General features: G+C 71.7%; 23 protein-coding genes. 15 read left to right on the top strand and 8 right to left on the bottom strand.

Features of this window, described 5'->3' with window-relative positions:
- Positions 1–15: 15 nt before the first annotated feature.
- Positions 16–810, top strand: a complete 795-nt coding sequence (locus ACQHII_RS04180; protein ID WP_427917912.1) for a hypothetical protein — start codon at positions 16–18, stop codon at positions 808–810.
- Between the two features lie 191 nt (positions 811–1001).
- Here ACQHII_RS04180 and ACQHII_RS04175 read toward each other — a convergent pair whose 3' ends face one another.
- Both ACQHII_RS04175 and ACQHII_RS04170 read right to left on the bottom strand, forming a co-directional pair.
- Positions 1002–2366, bottom strand: a complete 1365-nt coding sequence (locus tag ACQHII_RS04175) for a sensor histidine kinase (protein ID WP_427917911.1) — start codon at positions 2364–2366, stop codon at positions 1002–1004.
- On the bottom strand, positions 2363–3025 hold the full coding sequence (locus ACQHII_RS04170) for a response regulator transcription factor (protein WP_427917910.1): 663 nt from the start codon (positions 3023–3025) through the stop codon (positions 2363–2365). Before ACQHII_RS04170 ends, ACQHII_RS04175 begins: the two co-directional genes overlap by 4 nt.
- A 235-nt stretch (positions 3026–3260) precedes the next feature.
- Here ACQHII_RS04170 and ACQHII_RS04165 point away from each other — a divergent pair, with 235 nt between their 5' ends.
- Both ACQHII_RS04165 and ACQHII_RS04160 read left to right on the top strand, forming a co-directional pair.
- Positions 3261–4118: a DUF1206 domain-containing protein gene (locus tag ACQHII_RS04165; protein ID WP_427917909.1), complete on the top strand. Its 858-nt coding sequence runs from the start codon at positions 3261–3263 to the stop codon at positions 4116–4118.
- Between the two features lie 116 nt (positions 4119–4234).
- A complete protein-coding gene (locus ACQHII_RS04160) occupies positions 4235–5110 on the top strand; it encodes an RNA polymerase sigma factor SigF (RefSeq protein ID WP_427925224.1) in 876 nt (291 codons plus the stop codon).
- 54 nt (positions 5111–5164) lie between these two features.
- Here the strand turns inward: ACQHII_RS04160 and ACQHII_RS04155 are convergent, their stop codons facing one another.
- Both ACQHII_RS04155 and ACQHII_RS04150 read right to left on the bottom strand, forming a co-directional pair.
- On the bottom strand, positions 5165–6094 hold the full coding sequence (locus ACQHII_RS04155; protein ID WP_427917908.1) for an anti-sigma factor RsbA family regulatory protein: 930 nt from the start codon (positions 6092–6094) through the stop codon (positions 5165–5167).
- An 84-nt stretch (positions 6095–6178) separates the two neighbouring features.
- A complete protein-coding gene (locus ACQHII_RS04150; RefSeq protein WP_427917907.1) occupies positions 6179–6601 on the bottom strand; it encodes a M20/M25/M40 family metallo-hydrolase in 423 nt (140 codons plus the stop codon).
- Between ACQHII_RS04150 and ACQHII_RS04145 the strand changes: the two genes are divergently transcribed.
- Complete coding sequence (locus tag ACQHII_RS04145) at positions 6494–6916, top strand: LysR substrate-binding domain-containing protein (protein WP_427917906.1); 423 nt, start codon at positions 6494–6496, stop codon at positions 6914–6916. The genes ACQHII_RS04150 and ACQHII_RS04145 overlap by 108 nt on opposite strands.
- A 13-nt stretch (positions 6917–6929) precedes the next feature.
- Here ACQHII_RS04145 and ACQHII_RS04140 read toward each other — a convergent pair whose 3' ends face one another.
- From ACQHII_RS04140 to ppk2, 3 genes are all read right to left on the bottom strand, one after another.
- Complete coding sequence (locus ACQHII_RS04140) at positions 6930–7385, bottom strand: RpiB/LacA/LacB family sugar-phosphate isomerase (RefSeq protein WP_427917905.1); 456 nt, start codon at positions 7383–7385, stop codon at positions 6930–6932.
- A gap of 124 nt (positions 7386–7509) precedes the next feature.
- Positions 7510–9252, bottom strand: coding sequence for a SulP family inorganic anion transporter (locus tag ACQHII_RS04135; protein ID WP_427917904.1), 1743 nt, complete (start codon positions 9250–9252; stop codon positions 7510–7512).
- Positions 9253–9274: 22 nt separating this feature from the next.
- Positions 9275–10078, bottom strand: a complete 804-nt coding sequence (ppk2, locus tag ACQHII_RS04130) for a polyphosphate kinase 2 (protein ID WP_427917903.1) — start codon at positions 10076–10078, stop codon at positions 9275–9277.
- A gap of 156 nt (positions 10079–10234) precedes the next feature.
- Here ppk2 and ACQHII_RS04125 point away from each other — a divergent pair, with 156 nt between their 5' ends.
- The 11 genes from ACQHII_RS04125 to ACQHII_RS04075 all read left to right on the top strand — a co-directional run bounded on the left by ACQHII_RS04125 (position 10235) and on the right by ACQHII_RS04075 (position 23347).
- A complete protein-coding gene (locus ACQHII_RS04125; protein ID WP_427925223.1) occupies positions 10235–10606 on the top strand; it encodes a ferredoxin in 372 nt (123 codons plus the stop codon).
- A 109-nt stretch (positions 10607–10715) separates the two neighbouring features.
- Positions 10716–11894 carry an acyl-CoA dehydrogenase family protein gene (locus tag ACQHII_RS04120; protein WP_427917902.1) on the top strand — a complete coding sequence of 393 codons (1179 nt, stop codon included), beginning with the start codon at positions 10716–10718 and terminating at the stop codon, positions 11892–11894.
- Positions 11895–11903: 9 nt separating this feature from the next.
- Positions 11904–12842, top strand: a complete 939-nt coding sequence (locus ACQHII_RS04115; RefSeq protein ID WP_427917901.1) for an oxygenase MpaB family protein — start codon at positions 11904–11906, stop codon at positions 12840–12842.
- Complete coding sequence (locus tag ACQHII_RS04110) at positions 12824–15061, top strand: tetratricopeptide repeat protein (RefSeq protein ID WP_427917900.1); 2238 nt, start codon at positions 12824–12826, stop codon at positions 15059–15061. Before ACQHII_RS04115 ends, ACQHII_RS04110 begins: the two co-directional genes overlap by 19 nt.
- Before the next feature lie 53 nt (positions 15062–15114).
- The gene (locus tag ACQHII_RS04105) at positions 15115–16689 is read left to right on the top strand and encodes a phytoene desaturase family protein (RefSeq protein WP_427917899.1); all 1575 of its coding nucleotides are present in this window, start codon (positions 15115–15117) and stop codon (positions 16687–16689) included.
- Between the two features lie 63 nt (positions 16690–16752).
- The gene (locus ACQHII_RS04100) at positions 16753–17154 is read left to right on the top strand and encodes a hypothetical protein (RefSeq protein WP_427917898.1); all 402 of its coding nucleotides are present in this window, start codon (positions 16753–16755) and stop codon (positions 17152–17154) included.
- Between the two features lie 97 nt (positions 17155–17251).
- Positions 17252–18361 (top strand): NAD(P)H-dependent flavin oxidoreductase, encoded by a 1110-nt coding sequence (locus ACQHII_RS04095; RefSeq protein ID WP_427917897.1) that lies wholly within the window; start codon positions 17252–17254, stop codon positions 18359–18361.
- A 74-nt stretch (positions 18362–18435) separates the two neighbouring features.
- Positions 18436–19986 carry an acyl-CoA synthetase gene (locus ACQHII_RS04090; protein ID WP_427917896.1) on the top strand — a complete coding sequence of 517 codons (1551 nt, stop codon included), beginning with the start codon at positions 18436–18438 and terminating at the stop codon, positions 19984–19986.
- Positions 19987–20108: 122 nt separating this feature from the next.
- Positions 20109–21605, top strand: a complete 1497-nt coding sequence (locus tag ACQHII_RS04085; protein ID WP_427917895.1) for an acyl-CoA synthetase — start codon at positions 20109–20111, stop codon at positions 21603–21605.
- A 46-nt stretch (positions 21606–21651) separates the two neighbouring features.
- The gene (locus ACQHII_RS04080; protein WP_427917894.1) at positions 21652–22527 is read left to right on the top strand and encodes an alpha/beta fold hydrolase; all 876 of its coding nucleotides are present in this window, start codon (positions 21652–21654) and stop codon (positions 22525–22527) included.
- Between the two features lie 37 nt (positions 22528–22564).
- A complete protein-coding gene (locus tag ACQHII_RS04075) occupies positions 22565–23347 on the top strand; it encodes an alpha/beta fold hydrolase (RefSeq protein ID WP_427917893.1) in 783 nt (260 codons plus the stop codon).
- On the opposite strand, the gene ACQHII_RS04070 is transcribed toward ACQHII_RS04075, so the two are convergent.
- A complete protein-coding gene (locus ACQHII_RS04070; RefSeq protein WP_427917892.1) occupies positions 23325–25268 on the bottom strand; it encodes a sulfatase in 1944 nt (647 codons plus the stop codon). The genes ACQHII_RS04075 and ACQHII_RS04070 overlap by 23 nt on opposite strands.
- Between the last annotated feature and the right edge of the window lie 79 nt (positions 25269–25347).

The following is a 25347-nucleotide window of genomic DNA, read 5'->3' as shown; positions in this document are numbered from 1 at the left end:
GTCATCGTGCCTGCCATGACGACAGATCACCTCACGCACCGACGGCCCCCGGGCCACGTACGACACACGGCGAGCAAGGTGCCGGAGGTGACCGTCTACTTCTGGATCATCAAGGTGCTGACGACCGGAATGGGCGAGACGGCCTCCGACTTCCTGGCCCACGCGTTCGGCCCGATCCCCGCCGTCGGCCTCGGCGGCCTCGCCCTGGTGGGCGCCCTGGCGTTGCAGTTCGCCGTCCGGCGGTATGTGGCCTGGATCTACTGGACCGCGGTCGTCATGGTCAGCGTCTTCGGCACGATGGCCGCCGATGTCCTGCACGTCGGTCTCGGTGTGCCGTACGCGGTCTCGACGCCGTTCTTCATGGCCGCGCTGGCCGCGGTCTTCGCCCTCTGGTACCGCTCCGAAGGCACCCTCTCCATCCACAGCATCCACACCCGGCGCCGCGAACTCTTCTACTGGGCAACGGTGTTGGCCACCTTCGCCCTCGGCACCGCCGCCGGGGACCTCACCGCCACGATCGGCCTCGGCTACCTGGGCTCCGCCGTCCTCTACGCCGTCGCGATCGCCGTCCCGGCAATCGCCCACCGGTGGGGCGGCCTGAACGCGGTGGCCGCCTTCTGGACGGCCTACGTCATCACCCGCCCGCTCGGCGCGTCCGTCGCCGACTGGATGGCCGTCGGCCACGGCCGAGGCGGCCTCGCCATGGGACTCGGCCCGGTCACGCTCTCCTGGACAGTGGCCATCCTCGGCTTCGTGGGGTACCTGGCGATCTCCCGCAAGGACGTCGGGCAGGGCGCGGCATCGGTATGAGATGAGCGGCAGCTTCGTGGTCACCCTGCGGGAAGCCTGACCACGAACCGTGCCCCGGGTGTGTGCCCGGCGTCGAACGTCACTTCGCCGCCAGCGGTGGAGCGGGCGGGACGCCGGGCCGGGGGCAGTACGAGGCTCGCCTCGCCAAGGATGTCGGGCGGGTCGGCACGGGGTGGGGGGCTGGTACGTGGTCAGCCTGCGGGCAGTGTGACCACGAACCGTGCCCCGGGCGTGTGTCCGGGGTCGTGCGTCACCTCGCCGCCTGCGGAGCGGGCGAGGCGGCGGGCCAGGGGTAGGCCGAGGCCCGCGCCGCCGTGGCCGTCGGCCGGGTCCGCGCGGCGGCCGGGTTCGAAGAGCAGCGCGGTGAATGCGGACGGTACGCCGGGGCCGTCGTCGGTGATGTCGACGCCCACGCCGTCGGGTGTGCGGTGCACGCGGACGGCGACGGTGGAGCGGGCGTAGCGGCAGGCGTTGGCGAGGAGCGGGCTGACGATGCGTTCGAGGAGGGCGGGCGGCACGCCTGCCACCAGGGACGGGCCCTCGACGGTGACCGTCAACTCGCCCGGCACGCACAGGACTTCGGCCGGCCGTCGCAGCGTGGGCAGCATCTGCGCGGTGCCTGGAGCGGTGAGCGTGCCGTCGCGGGCGTCGGCCAGCAGCGTGTCGCAGATCGTCCGCATGGACTCTGCGGCCTCCGCGATGACCCGGTGACTGGCGTCGGTCTGGTCGGCCGTGCGGGGGCGGGCCCGCCACCAGTCGAGCTCGGCGATGATCCGGCTCAGGGGCGTGCGCAGCTCGTGCGAGAGTTCCCCGGTGAGCTGCCGCTCGTGGCGCAGCAGGGTGCGGATGCGGTCGAGGATGGCGTCCAACGACGCGCCGAGACGGGCGAGTTCGGCCGGGTGCCGCATGCTGCCGAAGCGTTCCCCGGAGGCCACGGCGCTCCACTGGCCGGCCTGGTCGGTCATCGTGCGCACGGGACGCAGGGCGCGGCCCACCGCCAGCCGGGTCAGGACGTAGGTGCAGGCGAGCATGACCGCGTCCAGGGCGAGCGATCCCAGGAGCAGGGTGTCGGCCGAACTCCGGTACGGGGAGAGGTCCAGCGCGGTGACGACGGTGGCGCCGCCGGAGATCGGATGGGAGCACAGGCGCAGCGGCCCGTGGACGTCGGCCGTGACGCACCGCTGCCCACCGCGACCGGCGAGCGCGTCGGCGACCCGGGTCAGGGAGCCCGAGGCCGGCGGCGCCTCCAGCAGCCGCCGCCCGGAGTAGATCCACACGTCGGCGTCGAGGAGGTCGTCGTGGGAGGTCTCCAGGACACGCACCGTCGAGCCGCTGGTGTCGATCGTGGTCGCGACGGCGGCGGCACGGGTGCGCAGTTCGTCGTCCGCCTGGTGCTGGAGGCGGTGGCCGGCCACGGCGTTGAAGGCGACGGTCAGGACCAGCATCAGCAGCGTGGCCGTGACGAGCGCCACGAGGGAGAGCCGGCCGCGCAGGGTGCGGGGCGCCGCACGGCGCAGGAGGGCGCTCACGTGCCGCCGGCGAAGGTCACCGCTCATGCCAGGTGGTGCCCGATCCCGCGAGCCGTGCCGATCGTCCGCCCGCTGCACGCCTCGCGCAGCTTGCGGCGCAGCCGGGTCAGGTACTGGTCGAGGGTGTTGTCGTGCACCCGGGCTCCTTCGGGCCAGCCCGCCCGGACCAGTTCGCGGCGGCTGACGATCCCGCCGTGGGCCGCCATGAGCGCGGCCAGCAGCCGGAACTCGGTCGGCGTCAGATCCACCCGCGCGCCCCGGACGTCGACCGTGTGCCGGACGGCGTCCAGCACGAGGTCTCCCGCCGTGGCGGCGGGCGGCGGCGCGGCCCGCTTGAGGGCGGCCCGCAGCCGCGCGGCGAGCTCGGCGAGATGGAAGGGCTTGGACAGGTAGTCGTCGCCGCCGGCCGAGAACCCCGCCAGCCGGTCGGGCAGCCGGTGGTGCGCGCTGAGGAAGACGACGGGGGAGCGGAACCCGTTCGCCCGCATCGCCTGGCACACGTCCCGCCCGTCGGCGTCGGGCAGCCCGATGTCGAGCACGGCGGCGCAGATGTCGTCCGTGGCCAGCCGCAGGGCGGTCGCGCCGTCCGACGCGGGGACCGTGTCGAAGTCCTCGTCCCGCAGCCCGCGCATCAGCACGTCCCGCAGCGCGTGATCGTCCTCGACGACCAGGATGGTCCGGCGCATGATGCTCCCTGGATGACTACAAATCTGTAGACCGTCTACGGCACTGTAGACGATGGTGGGGCGGAAGCGCGCCCTGCGGCGGCCGGGAGGCGGTCGGGCCGACCGTCACCGCCGTGCCGGCACCCACCCACCCCTTCCGACGGACATCGAACCGCCCGACCGGGGCACGCGGGAGTGCGGGCCACCTACCGTGCGCCCTTACATCGGCCCGTCCAGTGTTTCCAGGAAAGGCATCATGACGTCGTCACCTACGCACAAGTGGGGCCGGTGGAACGGCAGTTCCACCGGCCGCCGGAGCCGCGCGCCGGGCGGGGCCGAGGGAAAGCAGGCGCTGGCCGCCACCGGGCGCGCCGGATTCGTCGCACGAGGCGTCGTCTACGTCCTCGTCGGCGCCCTCGCCCTGCGGATCGCGTTCGGCGACGGGGGCCGGGAGGCGGACCGGCAGGGCGCGTTGCAGCAGATCGCGGCGCAGCCCTTCGGGAAGGCGATGCTGTGGATGCTGGTCGTCGGCTTCGGCTGCATGGCGGTCTGGCGGGGTTCCCGGGCGCTGCTGGCCAAGGGCCCGAAGAACAAGGTGGGTTCGCGGCTGTTGGACGGGGGCCGGGCCGTCTTCTACGGCTTCGTCTGCTGGGGTACGGCGTCCTTCGCGGCCGGTACGGGTGGCACCTCCGGCAGTGACGCGAAGTCCCGGGACTGGACCGCCTCGGCGCTGAAACTCCCCGGCGGCCAGGTCATGGTGGGTCTCGCCGGCTGCGTCCTGATCGGAGTCGGCGCGACCCTCGCGGTGCGTGCGGTGATGCGGCGGTTCCTGCGGAGGCTGGAGACCGGGAGGATGAGCCGCCGGGTCCGGCAGGTCGTCACCGGTCTCGGTGTGGGCGGTGGTGCGGCGCGCGGTGCCGTGTTCGCAGGCGTGGGCGTCTTCGTACTCGTCGCGGCCGTCCGCTTCGACCCGCACCAGGCCAAGGGCATGGACGCCACCCTGCGCACCTTCGCGCACACCCCGGCGGGCCCGTGGCTGCTGGTCGCGGTCGCCGTCGGGCTCGTACTCTTCGGCGGTTTCTCCTTCGCGTCGGCACGCTGGCGCCGCCTGTGACCGGTGCCCGGCCGACTCCGGCGGGAGGGGCCGGGGAACAAATATCCGTCCGCGCGGACATGAAGTCGCCCGGAGCGGGCACGTGGGGTTCGTCCTGTTCCCCGGCCCAAGGCGGCATCGTGGCTTCCTCTGTGAACACCCTCGGCGCAACTGCCCCTGCCCGCACGGGAACACCGCAGGCAGCGGACGAACTGCCGTGGATCGAGGACGGGTCCAAGGTCGCCCCCAAGGACGCGCGTGTGCTGTCGCGGCTCTTCCTGGACCGGCTGCGGGAGTTGGAGGAGGGCACCCAGGAGTACCAGTACGCGCGGAACACGCTGATCGAGATGAACCTGTCCCTGGTGGCCTTCGCGGCCCGCCGCTTCCGCAACCGGGGCAGCGGCGACATGGAGGACGTCATCCAGGTCGGCACGATCGGCCTGATCAAGGCCATCGACCGCTTCGACCTGACCCGCGAGGTCGAGTTCACCTCCTTCGCGATCCCCTACATCGTCGGCGAGATCAAGCGCTTCTTCCGCGACACCACCTGGGCCGTGCACGTCCCGCGCCGCCTCCAGGAACTCCGCGTCGACCTCGCCAGGAGCAAGGAGACCCTCGCCACCGAGCTGGGCCGCACCCCCACGGTCAGGGAACTCGCCGCCCACCTGGAGCTGACCGAGGACGAGGTCGTCGAGGGACTCATCGCCGCCAACGGCTATGTCGCCGGTTCCATCGACACCCCGGGCGGCGACGACGAGACCGACGGCGCGCCGAAGTACGCGGACACCCTGGGCGACGCCGACCCGGCCCTGGAACTGTTCGAGGACCTCCACACGCTCGCCCCGCTGCTGCGACGGCTCGACGCGCGGGAGCGGACCATCATCGAGATGCGCTTCGGCCAGGAGCTGACCCAGGCCGAGATCGGCCGCGAACTGAACCTCTCGCAGATGCACATCTCCCGCCTCCTGAACCGCACCCTCAAGAAGCTGCGCACCGGTCTCCTCCCCACATGATCCACGCCCGCGGTGAACCGACCCACCGTGCGGGCCCGGACCGCGCCTGAACCGTCAACGCGCGAGATAGATCCGGATCGTCGTGCCCTCCGGGGCCGTATGCACCCGCACGAGGTCGGCGACGGAGTGGACCAGGAGGAGTCCGCGCCCGCCGGGCAGGTCGCGTGACGGCGGGCGGCGGCCGGCCAGCGGGTCGGTCAGCCGGCCGCGGTCCTCGACCTCGCAGACGATCCGCTCGCCCTCGGCCCAGATCCGCAGCGTCCCCGAACCGCCCCCGTGCACCACGCTGTTGGTGGTCAACTCCGCGACGGCCAGCGCCAGATCCTGCGACCGTGCGCCCGCCAGGCCCAGCCGCTCGGCCTCCTGGACCGCGAACCAGCGGGACTTGGGGAGCTCGCCCGAGTCGAACACGAGGGAGGCCGCGCCCGGCGGGTGGACCAGCGGCTCGTTGTAGCGGGCGATCATCCGCTCGGGATCGTAGGTGTCGGTGGGGAGTTGACCCTCTCCGTCGATGACGAGGGGGTGGGTGGCGCGGGCGTCGGCCAGCACCTCCGGTGCCAGGCGGTCCGCGTCGTAGGGGCACAGGATCGTCAACTCGCGGTCCTCGAAAGCGGAGTTGATCAGTGCCTCGTGCTGGACGCACGCCGGGTACTCGACGGCGGTGCGACCGGGCCAGATCGGTTCCCCGACGATCCGTACCCGGCCGCCGGGATGCGCGTCGGCGAAGGCCCGCAGCACACCCGGGATGATCCGCCCCGGATTGCGGCCGACCTCGGTCATGTCCAGGAACCGCACCCCGGCGCCGCCCGGCCCGAGTTCGGCTCTGATCAGGCCGAGGTGGGGGCCGGGAACGGCGACCGCTACGGGCTCCCCGGCCGCCAGACCCTCCCGGACGAACGGCACCGTGCCCGCCGTGTACTGGTCCTCGCCCCGGTAGAACAGCGCGGGATGCGCGAAGGGCCGACCGCCGGTGACCGTACTCATCGCACCGCCACCTCGATCCTCGTCGGCCCGGCCGGAACATGTCCACGACGCGCGGCAGTCTACGGCGGCACCCGCGCGGGGCCGTCAGGAACAGAAGTCCGTGACGGTGTCGGTGAGGATGTCGGTCAGTCGGTGCAGGGAGGCGATGTCGGCCCATTCGAGGGCCTCGTGGGCTCCCGCGCCGTCGGCCCCGAAGAGCAGACAGGGGATCCCGGCCCGGTCCAGGAGGGCGCAGTCGGTCCAGTACGGCTCGGCGAGGACGGCGGGGGTGTGACCGAGGACGGACCGCGCGTGGTGGAGCAGGGTGCGGACGACGGGCTGGTCCGGGTCCCCCTCGAACGGCTCGCGATGCAGGCCGCGGCGCAGCTCGTAGCTGAAGTCCGGGACGCTGGCGGCGAGTTGGTCCAGCAGGAGCCCCTCTGCGAGGACCCGCTGCGCCTGGCCACCCCGAGACCCGTCGACCAGGACACCGGACCGATGGACGTGCTCCGGGCGCTGGCCGACCACCCCTGGGTCATGGAACCCGAGGGCTCACCTGCCCGGCACTGGGCCACCGCGCTGTGCCGCACCGCGGGCCTCGAACCCGATGTGCGTTTCGAGTCCGCCGACCTGGTGCTGCACCTGAGGCTGGCCGAACTCGGCCATGCCGCAGCCCTGTTGCCGGACCTCGCCTGGAACGGCCGCCCGCCCGCCGTCGCGCTGCGAGAACTCCCCGAGGGCCATCGCGCCCGTTCCCTGTTCACGGCCGTACGCAGCGGACGCGGCCCTCACCCGGCCATCCGCGCCTGCCGCCAGGCACTCCGGCAGGCCATTGCGCCCTAGTACGCCAACTCGCCTACGGAGCAGTCCTGTTCAGGTCGAGGCTGCCGACGCGGGCCACGTTCTCCCGGTCGTCGGCGTCCGTGCTTGGCTCCGCCGCGAACCAGGCGTCGAGGATCTCCCTGAGCAGCGGCTCGGACGTCAGGCGCAGACCGAGGGCCAGGACGTTGGCGTCGTTCCAGCGCCGGGCGCCGTCCGCCGTGTAGGCGTCCGTGCACAGTGCCGCCCGTACGCCCGCCACCTTGTTCGCGGCGATCGACGCCCCCGTGCCGGTCCAGCAGCACACGACCGCCTGGTCGGCGGTCCCGGCGGCGACCTCACGGGCGGCCGCCTCCGAGCAGACCGCCCACTGCGGATCGTCCCCGGGGAGCAGCGCCCCGTGCGCCAGCACCTCGTGACCGCGCTCGCGCAACTCCGCGACGAGGGCACGCGCCACAGGTTCGTCCATGTCCGAGGAAACAGAGATCCGCATGCCCCGGAGGCTACTCAGTGGACGGGTCCCATGCCATTCCGACGGTGCTCGGCCCGGCGCCAGTTCTGGGTCGTCATACGGTTCGAGTGACCTGCACGTCACCGAACTTCCGGGACCCAGACCACTACGACCCCGAACCGGCCGTTCCCCGACCGGCCCCGCCACTCCACTCCCGGTACGCGGCCACCGCCGTCGGCAGAGTGGGAAAGATGTGGTCCTCGCCGACCGAGTCCACCAGTCCGTACGCCTGAAGGTCGTCGCGGAGGTCCTGCTTCACCCGGGCCAGGGCGAACACCACGCCACGGTGGGTGAGTTCGCGGCGGAGTTCGTCGACCGCGTCCAGGGCGGTGATGTCCACCTCCACGTTGGCCTCGGTGTTGAGGACGAACCACCGTACGGGGGCCGCCTGTTGGTCGACGGCGGCCAGTGCGCGGCGGCGGAAGTCCTCCGCGTTGGCGAAGAACAGCGGTGAGTCGTAGCGGTAGACGAGGAGCCCGGGGACGGTGCGGGCCTGCGGGTAGTCGTCCACGTCGTGCATGCCGGCCACACCGGGGACCAGGCCCTCGACGGCGTCGTGCGGGCGGGCCACCCGGGTGAGGAGTTCGGCCACCGACAGGCCAACGGCGACGATCACACCGTAGAGGATGTCCAGGGCGAGGACTCCGGCCAGACAGCACAGGGCGAGGAGGAGTTCGCGGCGGCGGAACGTGGCGAGGCGGTGGAAGCCGGAGAGGTCGATCATGCGGAGGGCCGCGTAGACGACGAGGGCGCCGAGCACCACCGAGGGGGTGCGGGACAGCAGGGGGCTCAGGAAGAGGAGGACCGCGAGGACCACCGCCCCGGCGACCAGCGAGTACGCCTGGCTGCGGGCGCCCGTGGAGGAGGCCAGCGCGGTGCGGCTGGCGCTGCTGCTCACCGGGAAGCCGTGCAGGACACCGGCGCCGATGTTGGCCGCGCCCAGGGCCAGGAACTCCTGGTCGGCTTCGAGGGTGGGGCCCTCGTCCTCTTCGCCGCCGGTGAAGGCGCGGGCGGTGAGAATGAAGTCGGTGTAGGCGACGAGCAGGACACCGAGTGCGGGCAGCACCAGGTGGGGGAGTTCGGTGAGGTCCGGCAGGCCGACCGTGGGAAGGCCCGCCGGGACATGGCCGATCACCTTGATGCCGTACCGGTCGTCGAGGTCGAGAGCCGCCACGGCCGCCGTGCCCAGCACCACGGCCAGCAGGGGACCGGGCACCGCCCTGGACAGGCGCGCCAACGTGAAGAGGAACGCGAGCAGGACGGTGGCGAACAGCAGTGTGGGCCCGTGGAGGCGGTCCAAGTGCCTTAGGAAGGACCAGAGTTGGGGGAAGAAGGCCGAGCCGGTCGTCGGTACCCCGGTGAGTTTGGGCAGCTGGTCCACGATCATGATCAGGGCGACGCCCGCCAGATAGCCGATCAGCACCGGGCGCGAGAGGAGATCGGCGACGAAGCCCAGCCGTACCGCCCACGCGGCCAGGCAGAGCAGGCCGACCGTGGCCGCGAGGGCGGCGGCGAGCGTGGCGTACCGGCTCGGGTCGCCCGCCGCGAGGGGGCCCACCACAGTCGCTGTCATCAGCGCGGTCGTCGACTCGGGGCCCACGGACAGCAGCCGGGACGAGCCCAGCAGGGCGTACAGGGCGAGCGCGGGCAGGATCGCCCACAGGCCCGCCACCGGGGGCAGTCCGGCGACCCCGGCGTACGCCATCACCTGCGGGACGAGATACGCGGCGACGGTGACACCGGCCAGCAGGTCGCCGCGCAGCCAGGCACGCCGGTAGCCGGCCAGCGCGGCGATTCCGGGCGTCAGTCGCCGCCACTCCACGCGGCGCCCGCCCGGGCTGTGCGACACGGTGTTCCTCGGTCCGCCCGCTTCAGAGGCTCGCCGCGTGGTCCGGGACGTAGGTCTGAAGGTCGCGCGGCGGGCGCTGGTAGCCGGTGGACGGCGGGCGGGGCGGGAGTTCCAGCACCGGCGGTGCCACCTCGTGGTACGGCAGCGAGTCGAGGAGGTGGGCGATCATGTTCAGCCGGGCCCGGCGCTTGTCGTCGCTCTCGACGAGGTACCAGGGGGCCTCCGAGACATCGGTGTGCACCAGCATCTCGTCCTTGGCCCGCGAGTAGTCCTCCCAGTGGGTGATCGACTCCAGGTCCATCGGCGACAGCTTCCAGCGGCGCAGGGGATCCTCCAGCCGGCGCCGGAACCGGTCCTGCTGCACGGCGTCGCTCACCGAGAACCAGTACTTGCGCAGCACGATCCCGTCCTCCACGAGCATCCGCTCGAAGATCGGGCACTGGCGCAGGAACAGCTGGTACTCCTCCTTGGAGCAGAAGCCCATCACCCGCTCGACGCCGGCCCGGTTGTACCAGGACCGGTCGAACAGCACGATCTCCCCGGCGGCCGGCAGATGCTCGACGTAGCGCTGGAAGTACCACTGGGTGCGCTGCCGGTCGGTCGGCTTCGGCAGCGCGGCGATCCGGGCGACACGCGGGTTGAGGTGCTCGGCGACCCGCTTGATGGTGCCGCCCTTGCCCGCGGCGTCCCGGCCCTCGAAGACGATCACCAGCCGGGTCCCCTCGGCCCGCACCCACTCCTGGAGCTTCACCAACTCCGTCTGCAACCGCAGCAGTTCGGTCTCGTACGTGTCGCGCGGCAGCTTTGCCGCCTTCTTGCCGGCCATGCCGCCTCAACCCCTCGATGACGTGCGCAGTCTCCCGTGTCCAAGGTCGAACACCTGGACAGCACCGTACTGATCGCCGGGCTCCCGCGCACCCCCGGGCATCCGCCCGCCGGGTTTGCGGCGGCCGGCGGCGGCAACCCGAACCGCGTGACAGCGATGACGACCCAACAGGAGCTGGTCCGGTTTCTGGAGGACCGCTTCGCCTGCGCCCAGGCCTGCACCGCGTGCGCGCGGGCCTGCGTGCTGCGCGTCGGCCGCACGGACCCGGACGCCACCGGCCACGAGGCCCTCGTCCGGCAGAAGGCGCTGTGGTGCGCGGAGGTCTGCGACGCGACCTGCCGCATGCTGGCCGAACACAACCTCCAGGACGAGCCCACCCTCCGCCTCCAGACCAAGTGGTGCCTGCTCGTCTGCCTGGAGAGCGCACAGCTCTTCGACGAGCGCCCGGACGCGGAGGCGGAGGCGTACGCCCGGGCCTGCCGCGACTGCGCACGGGCGTGCACGGAGTTCCTGGCGACGCTGAACTGACGGGCGCGGGCACCCTCTTGGCGGGCATCGCCGCCTCGCCATTCCCAATTTCTGGAACACGTTCTACGGTGTGCGCCGTCAGGACCGGCCTTGGGAGCCTGGAGGCGCCGTGCATCTCGAATACACGCCCGAGCAGCAGCGGCTGCGCACCGAACTGCGTGCCTACTTCGCCGAGTTGGTCCCCGACCACGCCTACTCCCGCTATGCCGACCCGGCCGCCCAGAAGCGCTTCTACCGCGAGACGATCCGCCGGCTCGGCACGGACGGCTGGCTCGGTGTCGGCTGGCCCGAGGAGTACGGCGGGCGCGGGCTGACGCCGATGGAGCAGTTCATCTTCTTCGACGAGGCCGCGCAGGCGGGCGTACCGCTGCCGCTGATGGCCCTCAACACCGTGGGCCCGACGATCATGCAGTTCGGCACCGACGAACAGAAGGCGTACTTCCTCCCCAAGATCCTCTCCGGCGAGATCGACTTCGCGATCGGCTACAGCGAGCCCGAGGCCGGCACCGATCTGGCCGCGCTCAAGACCAAGGCCGTACGGGACGGCGACGAGTACGTCGTCGACGGGCAGAAGATCTGGACCACCAACGGCGACACCGCCGACTGGGTGTGGCTGGCCACCCGCACCGACCCCGAGGCCCCGCCGCACAAGGGCATCACCATGCTGCTCGTGCCGACCGCCGACCCCGGTTACACCTGCACGGTGATCAACACCCTCGCCTCGCACGACACCACCGCCAGCTACTACGAGAACATCCGCGTCCCGGTCTCCCGCCGCGTCGGCAAGGAGAACCAGGGCTGGCGCCTGATCACCAACCAGCTCAACCACGAACGCGTCACCCTCGCCGCCCACGGCACCATGGCCATCCGCGCCCTGCACGACGTCCAGCACTGGGCCATGGAGACCAAACTCGCCGACGGCCGCCGCGTCGTCGACCTCCCCTGGGTCCGCCGCCTCCTCGCCCGCACCCACGCCAGGCTCGACGCCATGAAACTCCTCAACTGGCAGATGGTGAACGCCGTCCAGGAGGGCACCCTCACCCCCCAGGACGCCTCCGCCGTCAAGGTCTACGGCTCCGAGGCCCGCCGTGACGCCTACGCCTGGCTCATGGAGATCGTCGCCGCGGCCGGCGCCCTTCAGGAGGGCTCCGCGGGCGTCGTCCTGCACGGCGAACTGGAACGCGGCTACCGCTCCGCCGTGATCTTCACCTTCGGCGGCGGCAACAACGAGATCCAGCGCGAGATCATCTCGTGGATCGGTCTGGGAATGCCGAGGGTACGGCGTTAGCCTGCGGACATGGACGCCCCTGGGACGGGCGACCCGGGACTGTTCGGGCCGGACTCCGTGACCTGGCAGATGCACGGCGATCCCATGATGTGGGTCGCCGGCGTCCGCGCGCTCTACCTCCAGGCACTGCACCCGCGAGCCGTCCGCGGAGTCATGCAGAACTCCGATTTCCGGCGCGACGCCTGGGGACGACTGATGCGCACCGCGAACTTCGTCGGCACCCTCACCTACGGCACCACCGAGGCCGCCGAGAAGGCCGGCGCCCGGGTGCGGAAGATCCACAGCATGCTCGGGGCGACCGACCCGGACACGGGGGAGCGGTACGGAATCGACGAGCCCGAGCTGCTGCTGTGGGTGCACTGCGCCGAGGTCGACTCGTATCTGGACGTGCTGCGCCGCTCCGGCTTCCGTCTCACCGACGCCCAGGCCGACCGCTATCTCGCCGAACAACGGGAGAGCGCCCGACTGGTGGGCCTCGACCCCGCCGCCGTACCGGGCGACCGGGCCGGACTCGCCGCCTGCTTCGAGCAGATAGGGCCCGCGCTCGCCGCCGGACCCGAGGCACGCGAAGTGGACGACTTCCTGCTCCGCCCGCCGACGCACCCCCTCCTCGTCCCGGCGCGCGAGCTGCTCTGGCGGCGCGTGGCACACCTGGCGTACGCCTCCCTGCCGCCGTACGCCCACCGGCTCTACGGCAGACCGGCCGCCGCAGCCGCCACCGTCACCCGGCAACTGCGCGTCACAGGCACCCTGTTGCGCTGCGTTCCCGCCCATGTGCGCTGGCAACTCCCGCCCAAGCACATCATCCGCGCCATGTCACGGCTCGGCCCCGGGTCCCGACCCTCCCCGTACAAAGTCGGACGATCGCTCGCCATACTGGACGAGCCAGGGGAGGGCAGGACGAACACCGACGGGGGCGATCGCGGGAGATGGGGGACAGCAGGCTGATCCAGGGCCGCTACCGGCTGCTCGACCTGATCGGGCGCGGCGGCATGGGCGAGGTGTGGCGGGCACGGGACGAGTCGCTGGGGCGCCATGTCGCCGTGAAGTGCCTCAAGCCGCTGAACCCGCACCACGACCAGTCGTTCACCCGCGTCCTGCGCGAGCGGTTCCGGCGCGAGGCCCGGGTGGCCGCCGCGCTCCAGCACCGCGGGGTGACCGTCGTCCACGACTTCGGCGAGTCCGACGGCGTCCTCTTCCTGGTGATGGAGCTCCTCGACGGCCGAAACCTCTGCCAGCTCCTGGAGGACAACCAGCAGCGCCCGCTGCCCGTCGGTGACGTCGTCGACATCGCCGAGCAGGTCGCCTCCGCCCTCGCCTACTGCCACCAACAGGGCATCGTGCACCGGGACCTGAAGCCCGCGAACATCATGCGGCTGACCGACGGCACGGTGAAGATCTGCGACTTCGGCATCGCCCGCCTCGGCGCCGACATCGGCTTCACGTCCCGGCTGACCGGCACCGGCATCGCGATGGGCACCCCGCACTACATGTCGCCGGAACAGATCGGCGGCTCCGAGGTCGACCAGCGCAGCGACCTCTACTCCTTCGGCTGCGTCCTGTACGAACTCTCCACCGGCGCACCGCCGTTCGACCTCGGCGACGCCTGGGCCATCCTCATCGGCCACCGCGACACCCCGCCCCGGCCGCCCCGCGCCCAGCGTGCCGAACTGCCCGAATACCTGGAGAAGGTCATCCTCGACCTGCTCGCCAAGCTCCCCGAACAACGCCCGCACGACGCCCGCGAGTTGGGCCGCCGCATCACCATGGGCCGTACGACACCCCTGTACGTGCCGACAGTTGTGACCCCGCGACCCCAACTGCCCTCGCCCGAACCGGTCTCCCGCGAGCCGCGGTTGCCGTCCTGGACGCGCGGGATGACCACCGGGCACAAGGCGACCGGCGCCGGACTGCGCACCACCCCGCCGGACGCCGGGGCCGGGCTCACCGGCGAGTGGATCGCGCGCCCGGCCACCGGCCACGCCGGGGAACCCGCACCGGAGTCGGCGTCCGCGCCACCCCCGGAGGCCCTCAAGGCACTGGCCGGACGCCACAACGCGGGCCTGAGCCTGGGCCGCCTCGGCCGCTGGGCGGAGGCCGGCGAGGTGCACCGCGCGGTCGCCGCCGAACGCGGCCACCTCCTGGGCCCCGACCACCCCGACACCCTCGCCAGCCGCTACGAACTCGGCTTCACCCTCAGCCGCACCGGCCACGCGGCGGAAGCCCTCCACGAGTACACCCACGTGGCGCGCGCCAGAGAACGCGCACTGGGCGCCGACCACGCCGACACCCTCGCCGCCCGGCAGGAAATGGCCTACGTCCTGGGCCAGTTGGGCCGCCACTTCGACGCACACCAGGTGTACACGTCCGTCCTCGCCGCCCGCGAACGCACCATGGGCCCCGACCACCCCGACACCCTGCGCTGCCGCCACAACCTCGCCTTCAACCTCAGCCGCCTCGGCCGCCTGGAGGACTCGTACCGCATGGCCTGCGAGGTCGCCGCCGCCCGCGCCCGCGTCCTGGGCCCGGGCCACCCCGACACCCTGGTCACCCGCTACGAAGTCGCCTACGCGCTGGGCCAGTTGGGCCGCTGGCAGGAGGCACTCCAGACCTACGGCGAGGTCGCCGAGGCCCGCGCGCAGGCCCTCGGCCCCGACCACCCCGACACCCTCGCCGCCCGCTACGAGATCGGCATCAGCCTCGGCCGCCTGGGCCGCAGCGCCGACGCCCTCAAGCTCTACCGCGACCTGATCGACGACCGCACCCGCGTCCACGGCCCCGCCCACCCCGAGACCCTCCGCGCCCGCCACGGCCTCGGCGTCAACCTCGGCCGCCTCGGCCGCTGGGAGGAGGCCCTCGCCGAGTCCCGCGACGTGTGCGCCATCCGCGAGCGCGTCCTCGGGCCCGACCACACCGACACCCTGGTCAGCCGCCGCGAGGTCGCCGTCGGCCTCGGCTGGCTCGGCCGCTGGGCCGACGCCCTCACCGAATACCGCCGCGTCGCCGCCGCCCGCGAACGCGTCCTGGGCCCCGACCACCCCGACACCCTCGCCAGCCGCAACGACGAGGCCCACTGCCTGGAACAACTCGGCCGCAACGCGGAAGCGGTCGAGCTCTACCGCCGGGTGGCGGTACTGCGACAGGGGCGGGCGTCGGGCGGGCACTGACGACCGTGCGCCCACCTCTGGCCGACCTAGATCACCTCGTGTTACGAAGAACCATGCCTGTACACGAGGGACCCGGACACCGGACCTACGACGCCGTCATCGTCGGCGGCGGCCACAACGGCCTGGTCGCCGCCGCCTACCTGGCCCGGGCCGGGCGCTCCGTGCTCGTCCTGGAGCGGCTCGACGGCACCGGCGGCGCCGCCGTGTCGACGCGACCGTTCGCCGGGGTCGACGCACGGCTGTCCCGGTACTCGTACCTGGTCAGCCTGCTGCCCAAGAAGATCGTGCGGGACCTCGGCCTCGACTTCCGCATCCGCGGGCGCACCATCTCGTCGTACACCCCCGTCGTACGGGACGGACGTCCCACCGGGCTTCTCGTCGGCGGCGGCGAGCGCCGCACCCGCGACGCCTTCGCCAGGCTCACCGGTGGCGAGAGCGAGTACGCGGCCTGGCAGCGGCTCTACGGCATGACCGGCCGCCTCGCGCAGCGGGTCTTCCCGACGCTCACCGAACCACTGCCCACCCGCGACGAACTGCGCCGCCGCGTGGACGACGAGGACGCCTGGCGGATGCTCTTCGAGGAGCCGATCGGCGTCGCCGTCGAGGAGAACTTCGCCGACGACCTGGTCCGGGGCGTCGTCCTCACCGACGCCCTCATCGGCACCTTCGCCGACGCCCACGACCCGTCCCTCGCGCAGAACCGCTGCTTCCTCTACCACGTCATCGGCGGCGGCACCGGCGCCTGGGACGTCCCGGTCGGCGGCATGGGCGCCCTGACCGACGCCCTGGCCGCCGCCGCGCGCACGGCCGGCGCCGTACTCGCCACCGGCCACGAGGCCGTCCGCATCGACACGGACGGACGCGCCGCCGAGATCACCTACCGCACCGCCGACGGCGAAGACGTCGTGGCCGCCCGGCACGTCCTCGTCGGCGCCTCCCCGCAGCAACTGGCCGCCCTCACCGGCGACGAACCGCCCGCCCCCGCCGAGGGCGCCCAGCTCAAGGTGAACATGCTGCTCAAGCGGCTGCCCAGACTCCGCGACACCTCGGTCGACCCGCGCGAGGCCTTCGCCGGCACCTTCCACATCGCCGAGGGCTACGACCAACTGGCCGCCGCGCACGCCCAGGCCGCGGCCGGTTCACTGCCCGCCGCACCGCCCTCCGAGATCTACTGCCACTCCCTCACCGACCCGAGCATCCTCGGCCGGGACCTGATCGAGGACGGCTACCAGACCCTCACCCTCTTCGGCCTCCACACCCCGGCCCGGCTCTTCGAACGGGACAACGACGCCGTACGCGAGGAACTCCTGAAGGCCACCCTCGCCCAGCTCGACGCCCACCTCGCCGAACCGCTCGCCGACTGCCTCGCCACCGACGCCGACGGCCGCCCCTGCATCGAGGCGAAGACCCCGCTCGACCTGGAACGCGACCTCCGGCTCCCCGGCGGCAACATCTTCCACCGCGCGCTGACCTGGCCCTACGCCGAGGACGACACCGGCCGCTGGGGCGTGGAGACCCGGCACGCGAACGTGCTGCTGTGCGGGGCGGGCGCGGTACGCGGCGGGGGAGTGAGCGGGGTACCGGGGCACAACGCGGCGATGGCGGTACTGGAGGGCGACGCGGGCTGACCGAGCTGGTGCCCCGCCGGGGAAGTGGTGCTTTTCTGGGAGGGGACGAGAGGAGTGACCGCCATGAACACGGACAGGGACATCGATGGCGCACACATGGTGCCCGCGCACATGGAATCCGTCTCGGTGGAGATCAGCGGGTGCAGCAAGGAGGACGCCCGGATCGTGTTCGACACGCTGTGCGCGTGCTTCGGTTCCGACCGGTGCGCCGACGACGTACCCCGCGACCACCACGACACCCGGCCCACGGTCTGGCTCGGCACCTTCGACGTCGCCGACCCCCACGAACGCCCCACCGGCGACCCGGCCCGCCTCGCGGCCTCCGTCGACGCGGACGTCCAGGGCGGCTACTGGGCCGTCGAACAGTTCCGTACGACCCTGGACTCCCTGTTCACCGTCCACGACCTCGCGCTGACCTCAGGCGACCAGGAACGGGAACTGCACGTCCGGCTGGAGAGCCGCTGAGGGAAAAGCCACCGTGGCGGACCCGACCGCCGGGAAAATCTGACGGAGCATCAGAAAAGGCCTTCCGTCGTCCGGAGGACTGCGGCATTCTGCGCCCATGCAGACGGAGTTGAGCAAGAAACTGGGAGTCGAGCACGCCATTTTCGGCTTCACGCCGTTCCCCGCCGTCGCCGCGGCCATCAGCCGGGCCGGCGGTTTCGGAGTGCTCGGCGCGGTCCGCTACACCGCCCCCGACGACCTCAAACGCGACCTCGACTGGCTGGAGGCGCATGTCGAGGGGATGCCGTACGGCCTCGACGTCGTCATGCCGGCGAAGAAGGTGGAGGGCGTCACCGAGGCCCAGGTCGAGGCGATGATCCCGGAAGGACACCGGCAGTTCGTCACCGAGACCCTGGCCAAGTACGGCGTGCCCGAACTCGCCGAGGGCGAGGCGTCCGGCTGGCGCATCACAGGGTGGATGGAACAGGTCGCCCGCAACCAGCTCGACGTCGCCTTCGACTACCCGATCAAGCTGCTCGCCAACGCGCTGGGCTCGCCACCGGCCGACGTCGTCGCCCGCGCCCACGACCAGGACGTCCTGGTCGCCGCGCTCGCGGGCAGCGCCCGGCACGCCCGCAAGCACGCGGAGGGCGGCATCGACATCGTCGTGGCCCAGGGCTACGAGGCGGGCGGACACACCGGCGAGATCGCCTCCATGGTGCTCACGCCCGAAGTCGTCGAGGCCGTCGACCCGTTGCCCGTACTGGCCGCGGGCGGCATCGGCAGCGGACAGCAGGTGGCCGCCGCGCTCAGTCTCGGCGCCCAAGGCGTGTGGCTGGGCTCCCTGTGGCTGACCACCACGGAAGCCGATATGCACTCGCCCGGCGTGACCCGCAAACTGCTCGCCGCCGGGTCCGGCGACACCGTCCGCTCCCGCGCCCTGACCGGGAAACCGGCTCGCCAACTGCGAACCGAGTGGACCGACGCCTGGGACGACCCGGACGGCCCGGGCACCCTCCCCATGCCACTCCAGGGCCTGCTCGTCGCCGAGGCCGTCTCGCGCATCCAGAAGTACGAGGTCGAACCACTGCTCGGCACCCCGGTCGGCCAGATCGTCGGCCGCATGAACAGCGAACGCAGTGTCCAGGCCGTCTTCGACGACCTCACCCGCGGCTTCGAGCAGGCCGTCGACCGCATCAACCGCATCGCCGGAAGGAGCGGCCAGTGAGCACACAGGGCGACAGCACACAGGGTGGGGCCACACAGGGCGGGGCCGCGTCAGGTGGAGCCGCCACACAGGGCGTGAGCACACCGCCCGCCGGCTTCTGGGCCCAGGCGGCTCAGAACCCCGACCGTGAGGTCCTCGTCGCTCCCGACGGCGAGGTGTGGACCGCGGGCCGCCTGCACGCCGCCGCCAACCGACTCGTCCACGGCCTGCGCGCCGCCGGACTCGAGACGGGTGACGCCTTCGCCGTCGTCCTGCCCAACGGCGTCGAGTTCTTCACGGCCCATCTGGCCGCCACCCAGGCCGGGCTCTACCTCGTCCCCGTCAACCACCACTTCGTCGCACCGGAGATCGCCTGGATCGTCGCCGACTCCGGCGCCAAGGTGCTCATCGCGCACGAGCGGTTCGCCGAACCCGTCCGCCAGGCCGCCGACGAGGCCGGCCTCCCCGCCACCCACCGGTACGCGGTCGGCGCCATCGACGGCTTCCGGCCGTACCCCGAACTCCTCGACGGACAACCGGAGTCGGCGCCCGCGGACCGCACACTCGGCTGGGTCATGAACTACACCTCGGGCACCACCGGCCGCCCCCGCGGCATCCGCCGCCCCCTGCCGGGCAAGCCACCCGAGTCCGCCTACCTCGGCGGCTTCCTCGGCATCTTCGGCATCAAGCCCTTCGACGACAACGTGCACCTGGTCTGCTCGCCGCTCTACCACACGGCCGTCCTCCAGTTCGCGAGCGCCAGCCTGCACATCGGCCACCGACTGGTCCTGATGGACAAGTGGAGCCCGGAGGAGATGCTCCGCCTCATCGACCGCGAGAAGTGCACCCACACCCACATGGTCCCGACCCAGTTCCACCGCCTCCTCGCCCTCCCCGAGGACGTCCGGGCGCGCTACGACGTCTCGTCCATGCGGCACGCCATCCACGGCGCCGCCCCGTGCCCCGACCATGTGAAGCGGGCCATGATCGAGTGGTGGGGCGACTGCGTGGAGGAGTACTACGCGGCCAGTGAGGGCGGTGGAGCCTTCGCGACCGCCGAGGACTGGCTGAAGAAGCCCGGCACCGTCGGCAAGGCCTGGCCCATCAGCGAACTCGCGGTCTTCGACGACGACGGCAACCGGCTCCCGCCCGGTGAACTCGGCACCGTTTACATGAAGATGAGCACCGGCGGCTTCGCCTACCACAAGGACGAGGCCAAGACGAGGAAGAACCGCATCGGCGACTTCTTCACCGTCGGCGACCTCGGTTTCCTCGACGAGGACGGCTATCTCTTCCTCCGCGACCGCAAGATCGACATGATCATCTCGGGCGGCGTCAACATCTACCCCGCCGAGATCGAGTCCGCGCTCCTCGCCCACCCCGCCGTCGCCGACGCCGCCGCCTTCGGCATCCCGCACGACGACTGGGGCGAGGAGGTCAAGGCCGTCGTCGAACCGTCCCCCGGCCATGAACCGGGTCCGGATCTCGCCGCCGCGCTTCTCGCCCACTGCGCCGAGCAACTCGCGGGCTACAAGCGGCCCAAGAGCATCGACTTCATCACCGAGATGCCCCGCGACCCCAACGGCAAGCTGTACAAGCGGCGGCTGCGGGACCCGTACTGGGAGGGGCACGTCCGGCCCATGTGAGTCCGGACTATGTGAGGACGGCATATGGGCGGACGCCCTGTGTGGGTCCGGCACATGTGGGCCGGGCCCACCTCGACCGCCCGGCTTGACCTGCCCGGGCCTCGGCCCGAGGATCATGTGTCATGACGCCCGGACACGGCAGCACGGTTGACGGGGTACTGCGACGCAGTGCCCGCCGCACTCCCGCCCGCGTGGCGGTGGACTACGGCGAGCGCTCCTGGACGTACCAGGAACTCGACGACGCCGTCTCCGGCGCGGCGACCGTGCTCCTCGACCAGGGCCTCGCACCGGGCGACCGGGTCGGCTCCTACGGCCACAACTCGGACGCCTACCTGATCGGCTTCCTCGCCTGCGCCCGCGCGGGCCTCGTGCACGTGCCGGTCAACCAGAACCTCACCGGCGACGACCTCGCGTACATCGTCGGCCAGTCCGGCAGCGCGCTGGTGCTCACCGACCCGGACCTCGCCGCCCAACTGCCGGACGACACAAGGACGTTGCCCCTGCGGGACGCGGACGGTTCGCTGCTGGAGCGGCTGGCGTCCGCGCCGCCGTACGACGGTCCCGAGCCGCGCACCGAGGACCTGGTGCAGTTGCTCTACACCTCAGGCACGACGGCGCTGCCCAAGGGCGCGATGATGACCCATCGGGCCCTGGTGCACGAGTACTTGAGCGCGATCACCGCTCTGGACCTGAGCGCCGGGGACCGGCCCGTGCATGCGCTGCCGCTGTACCACTCGGCGCAGCTGCATGTGTTCCTGCTGCCGTACCTGGCGGTCGGCGCCACCAACCTCATCCTTGACGCGCCCGACGGCGACCGGCTGTTGGACCTGATCGAGGCCGGGCGCGTGGACAGCCTGTTCGCCCCGCCCACGGTGTGGATCGGCCTGGCGAACCGCCCGGACTTCGCCACCCGCGACCTGAGCGGCCTGCGCAAGGCGTACTACGGCGCGTCGATCATGCCGGTGCCCGTCCTGGAACGGCTGCGCGAACGGCTCCCCGAGCTGGCCTTCTACAACTGCTTCGGCCAGAGCGAGATCGGCCCCCTGGCCACCGTCCTGGGCCCCGACGAGCACAAAGGTCGGTTGGACTCCTGTGGCCGTCCGGTCCTGTTCGTGGACGCGCGCGTGGTCGACGAGGACGGCAAGGACGTACCCGACGGCACCCAGGGTGAAGTCGTCTACCGCTCACCGCAGTTGTGCGAGGGCTACTGGGACAAACCCGAGGAGACCGCCGCCGCCTTCCGCGACGGCTGGTTCCACTCCGGCGACCTCGCGGTACGGGACGCGCACGGCTTCTTCACCGTCGTCGACCGGGTGAAGGACGTCATCAACTCCGGTGGCGTACTGGTCGCTTCACGCCAGGTGGAGGACGCGCTCTACACCCACGAGGGCGTCGCCGAGGTCGCCGTGATCGGCCTTCCCGACGACCGCTGGATCGAGGCGGTCACCGCGGTCGTCGTCCCGCGCGGCGAGGTCACCGAGGCCCAACTCATCGACCACGCCCGCGCGAAGCTCGCCCACTTCAAGGCACCGAAGCGGGTCGTGTTCGTGGAGAAGCTGCCGCGGAACGCCAGCGGGAAGATCCTGAAGCGGGAGCTGCGGGAGCGGTTCGGCGACTGAGTCCGCTCTTGCGCCCACGCCCGGTCGGCCGTGATGATCTACCGTCATGCAGACCGTGACCGGCACCTTCACCGCCACCGACGGCACCGAACTCGCCTACCACGTACGGGGTGAGGGCGAGCCACTGGTCGTCCTGCCCGGTGGACCCATGCGGGCCTCCGCCTACCTCGGCGACCTGGGCGGACTGGCCGCGCATCGACGGCTGATCCTGCTGGATCTCCGCGGCACCGGTGACTCCGCGATGCCGGCCGACGAGGGGACGTACCGCTGCGACCGACTGGTCGCCGACGTCGAGGTGTTGCGAGCCCACATGGGCTTGGACCACATGGATCTGCTCGCGCACTCGGCGGGCGGCAGCCTCGCCATGCTCTACGCGGCCCGCCATCCCGAGCGGGTGACACGACTCGCGTTGATCACCGCCACCCCATGGGCACTGGGCATGCCGGCCACACCCGAGGGACGGCTCGCCGCCGCCCGGCTCCGGAAGGGCGAACCGTGGTTCGAGGACGCGTTCCCGGCGTTCGAGGCCTGGCTCGCGGGCACCGCCGACTTCGACCCGGTCTTCGAGCCCTTCTTCCACGGCCGTTGGGATGTCGTCGCCGAACGGAACTCCGCACTCGCCGACGAGCAGAGCAACGACGAGGCCGCCGACCTGTACTTCTCCGAGGGCGCCTTCGACCCACCGGCCCTCATGGCCGCTCTTGGCCGGCTGCCCGCACCGGTCCTGGTTCTCGCGGGTGAACTCGACGGCGGCCCCCGGCCCGAACTCGCCCGCCGCAGCGCCGACGTGTTCCCGCACGCCACATCGGCGGTGCAGCCGGGTGCCGGTCACTACCCGTGGCTGGACGATCCGGAGTGGTTCGTGCGCCATGTCGTCGCGTTCCTCGACGCGCACGGCGCGGTTCTGCCCTCGGCAGAGTAGGCGCCCCGCCCGTCGTCCCGGCGGTTACATTCCCGCCATGCGCACCGAGACCCGAGCCGTCGAGGCCAACGGCATCACCCTCGCCCTGCACTCCTGGGGGCCCCAGGAGGCACCGCCCGTCCTCCTGCTCCACTGCCGGGGCGCCGACGGCATCGACTGGACGCGGATCGCCGAACGGCTCGCAGGCGCACCCGACCCGCGCCGCGTGTACGCCCCCGACCTGCGCGGCCACGGCCGCAGCGACTGGCCCGGCACCGAGCCGGGAGCCACGGCCGACGTGTACGCGTACGAGGCGATGCGCGACGACATGCGCGCCCTTCTCACCGTCCTCGGCATCGAACGCGCCGACGTCATCGGCCACTCGCTGGGCGGCATCGTCGCGTACCTGCTCGCGCAGGAGGCGCCCGACGCCGTACGGCGGCTGGTCCTGGAGGATGTGCCGGCGCCGATTGCCTTCGATCCGCCGAGGCCGCCCACCGAACGCCCCGCGGGGAAGCTGCCGTTCGACTGGGCCATGATCGAGGCCACCGACGTCTCGGCGAACCGCCCCGACCCCGTGTGGTGGGACCACATGGGGCGGATCACCATGCCCACGCTGGTGATCGCGGGCGGTCCCACCAGCGGGATCCCTCAGGACCGGGTCGTCGCGGTCGCCGAACGGATTCCCGACGCCCGTCTGGTGACCGTCGACGCCGGACATCTCGTGCACACGGACCGGCCGGAGGAGTTCCTGGCGGCGGTGGAGCCGTTCCTCGCGGGGCGTAGCGGGCCGCCCGGCGACGACCGGACGGCGACCGTCACTTCGCGAACGTCGTCATGAACTTGTCCCGGAACTTGTCCATGCTCAACACCGGTGCGTTGTCCGCCGGCTTGAGCCCGTCCGTCCAGCCCCAGCTGGAGATCTTGTCCAGCACCTTGGGGTCGTGCGCGACGATCGTGATCGGCACGTCCCGGTCGGAGGTGCCTCCGGTGACCGTCGGGACGGGCTGGTGGTCGCCGAGGAAGACGAGGACGGTGTTCTTGTTGCCGTAGCGCTGCATCCACTGCGTCAGGCTGTCCACGGAGTACTGGATGGCCTTGCGGTACTCCGTGCGCACGCGCTTCGCGCTCTTCCAGACCTCCGTCGGGTTCGTGCCCTCCTTCTTGATCTGGTTGAAGATCGTGCCGTCCCCGAGCTGGTTCCAGGGGATCGTGTGGGCGATGGGCGACCAGGGGTTGTGACTGGAGGCGAGGATGATCTCCGCCATGATCGGGTCCCGGTTCTTCTTGCCGTACTCCAGGTCCTCGAAGGACTGAAGGCTGAACTGGTCCGGTACCGGCGTCCAGCTGAAGTACGGGCCCTTGTAGCCGAGGTGCGTGGAGTCGTAGATGTTGTCGAGGCCGAAGTACTTGCCCTCGGGCCAGGCCTTGCGGACACCGGGGACGATGCCGACCGTGCGCCAGGCACCGGTCTTCTGGAAGTAGCTGGTGAGGGTCGCGCGGGTGCTGGTGGTCACGGTCCGGTACCGCTGCTGGTTCTTGACCCACAGCCCGGACAGGAACGTCGAGTGGGCGAGCCAGCTGCCGGCGCCCGTCACGGGTGACCTGAGCCAGCCGCTCTGCGAGGCGAAACCGGCCGCCTTGAGCCGGGCGTCTCCCGCCGCGAGCGTCTTGTCCATCTCCGGTGCCATCGTCGGGTCGTCGATCGCGACCCGGCCGTAGCTCTCGATGAACGTGAACAGGACGTCCTTGCCGCGCAGGCCGGTCAGCAGCTGGTTCGGCGGGGTCTTGGCGAAGGCGTCGACGTCGAGCTGCTTCCTGAAGATGTCGGCGTCGCCCAGCCCCTCGCGGACGTACTGCACACGGTTGGCGAGGAACGTGCTGTAGCCCTTCGTGGCGAGCGTGACGCCGCCCACCTGGAAGCTCAGCGTGAAGCACATGATCCACACGACACCGAGGACGAGTGTGGTGCGTACCGCCATGGGGCGGTGCCTGGCCATCACGTCCGACAGCCGCACCATCGCGAGCGCGCTCCCCGCCAGCACGGCGATCAGCGCCACGATCACCCCGACGATCGCGAGCACCTCGCCCGAGCGGCCGACCGAGTCCTTCAGGAAGTCCGCCGCGTCGCTCAGCAGGACCCAGTCGAAGACCAGGTCGAACGGCCGGGCCAGGGTCTGGTAGAAGCCCATGTCCAGGCACTTCAGGACGGTGGACAGCCCGACGAACGCCCCCAGCACGACGGCCACGATCCGCCGTGCCTTCGCGGGCAGTACGAGCAGGACGATCGCGAGGACGATCGCCTCGACCGGGAAGCGGAAGAACGACTGGAGAGTGATCCGGTCGAGCCGGTCGGGCACGAGGAGCGCGACGATCAGCAGCACACCCGCCAGCACGGTCGTACCCACCCCAACGGCACGTGCGGTACGGGGGTAACGCGTCCGCCAGCCGAACCAACCGGCGCGGGACGGGAGTTGGGACGACGGCTCGGCGGAGTCGGCGGTGGATTCCGCCTCTGAATCCGTCGGCTCCGCGGGCTCAGAGGTCTCGTCGGGCGCGGCGGATTCCGCGGGGTCCGCGGAATCCGCCGTCTCGGGCGCCTCGGCCGGTTCGAGCTGCTCGGGCGTGTCCGCCGTATCGTCCGGCTCGGGTGGGCCCTGTGGTTCGGGCGGTGCGGCGGCGGCCTCCGTCGCCGCTGTCGAGTCGGTCTCCCCGGTGGCTTTCGGCTGCGCCGATGGGTGAGAGCGAGTGAAGAGCGGCACCCGAACGTCCTTCCGTGCTGAGCCCGGAGATGGCATGGCGTACCTGGCCCGGGCCACCAGATCCGTCACCATCAGTACG

Origin of the sequence: Streptomyces sp. cg40 (assembly GCF_050320165.1) — a bacterium.
Taxonomy (GTDB): Bacteria; Actinomycetota; Actinomycetes; order Streptomycetales; family Streptomycetaceae; genus Streptomyces; species Streptomyces hokutonensis.
The sequence above is the reverse complement of the archived record's forward strand: the minus strand, read 5'-3'. Positions and strand labels throughout refer to the sequence as shown.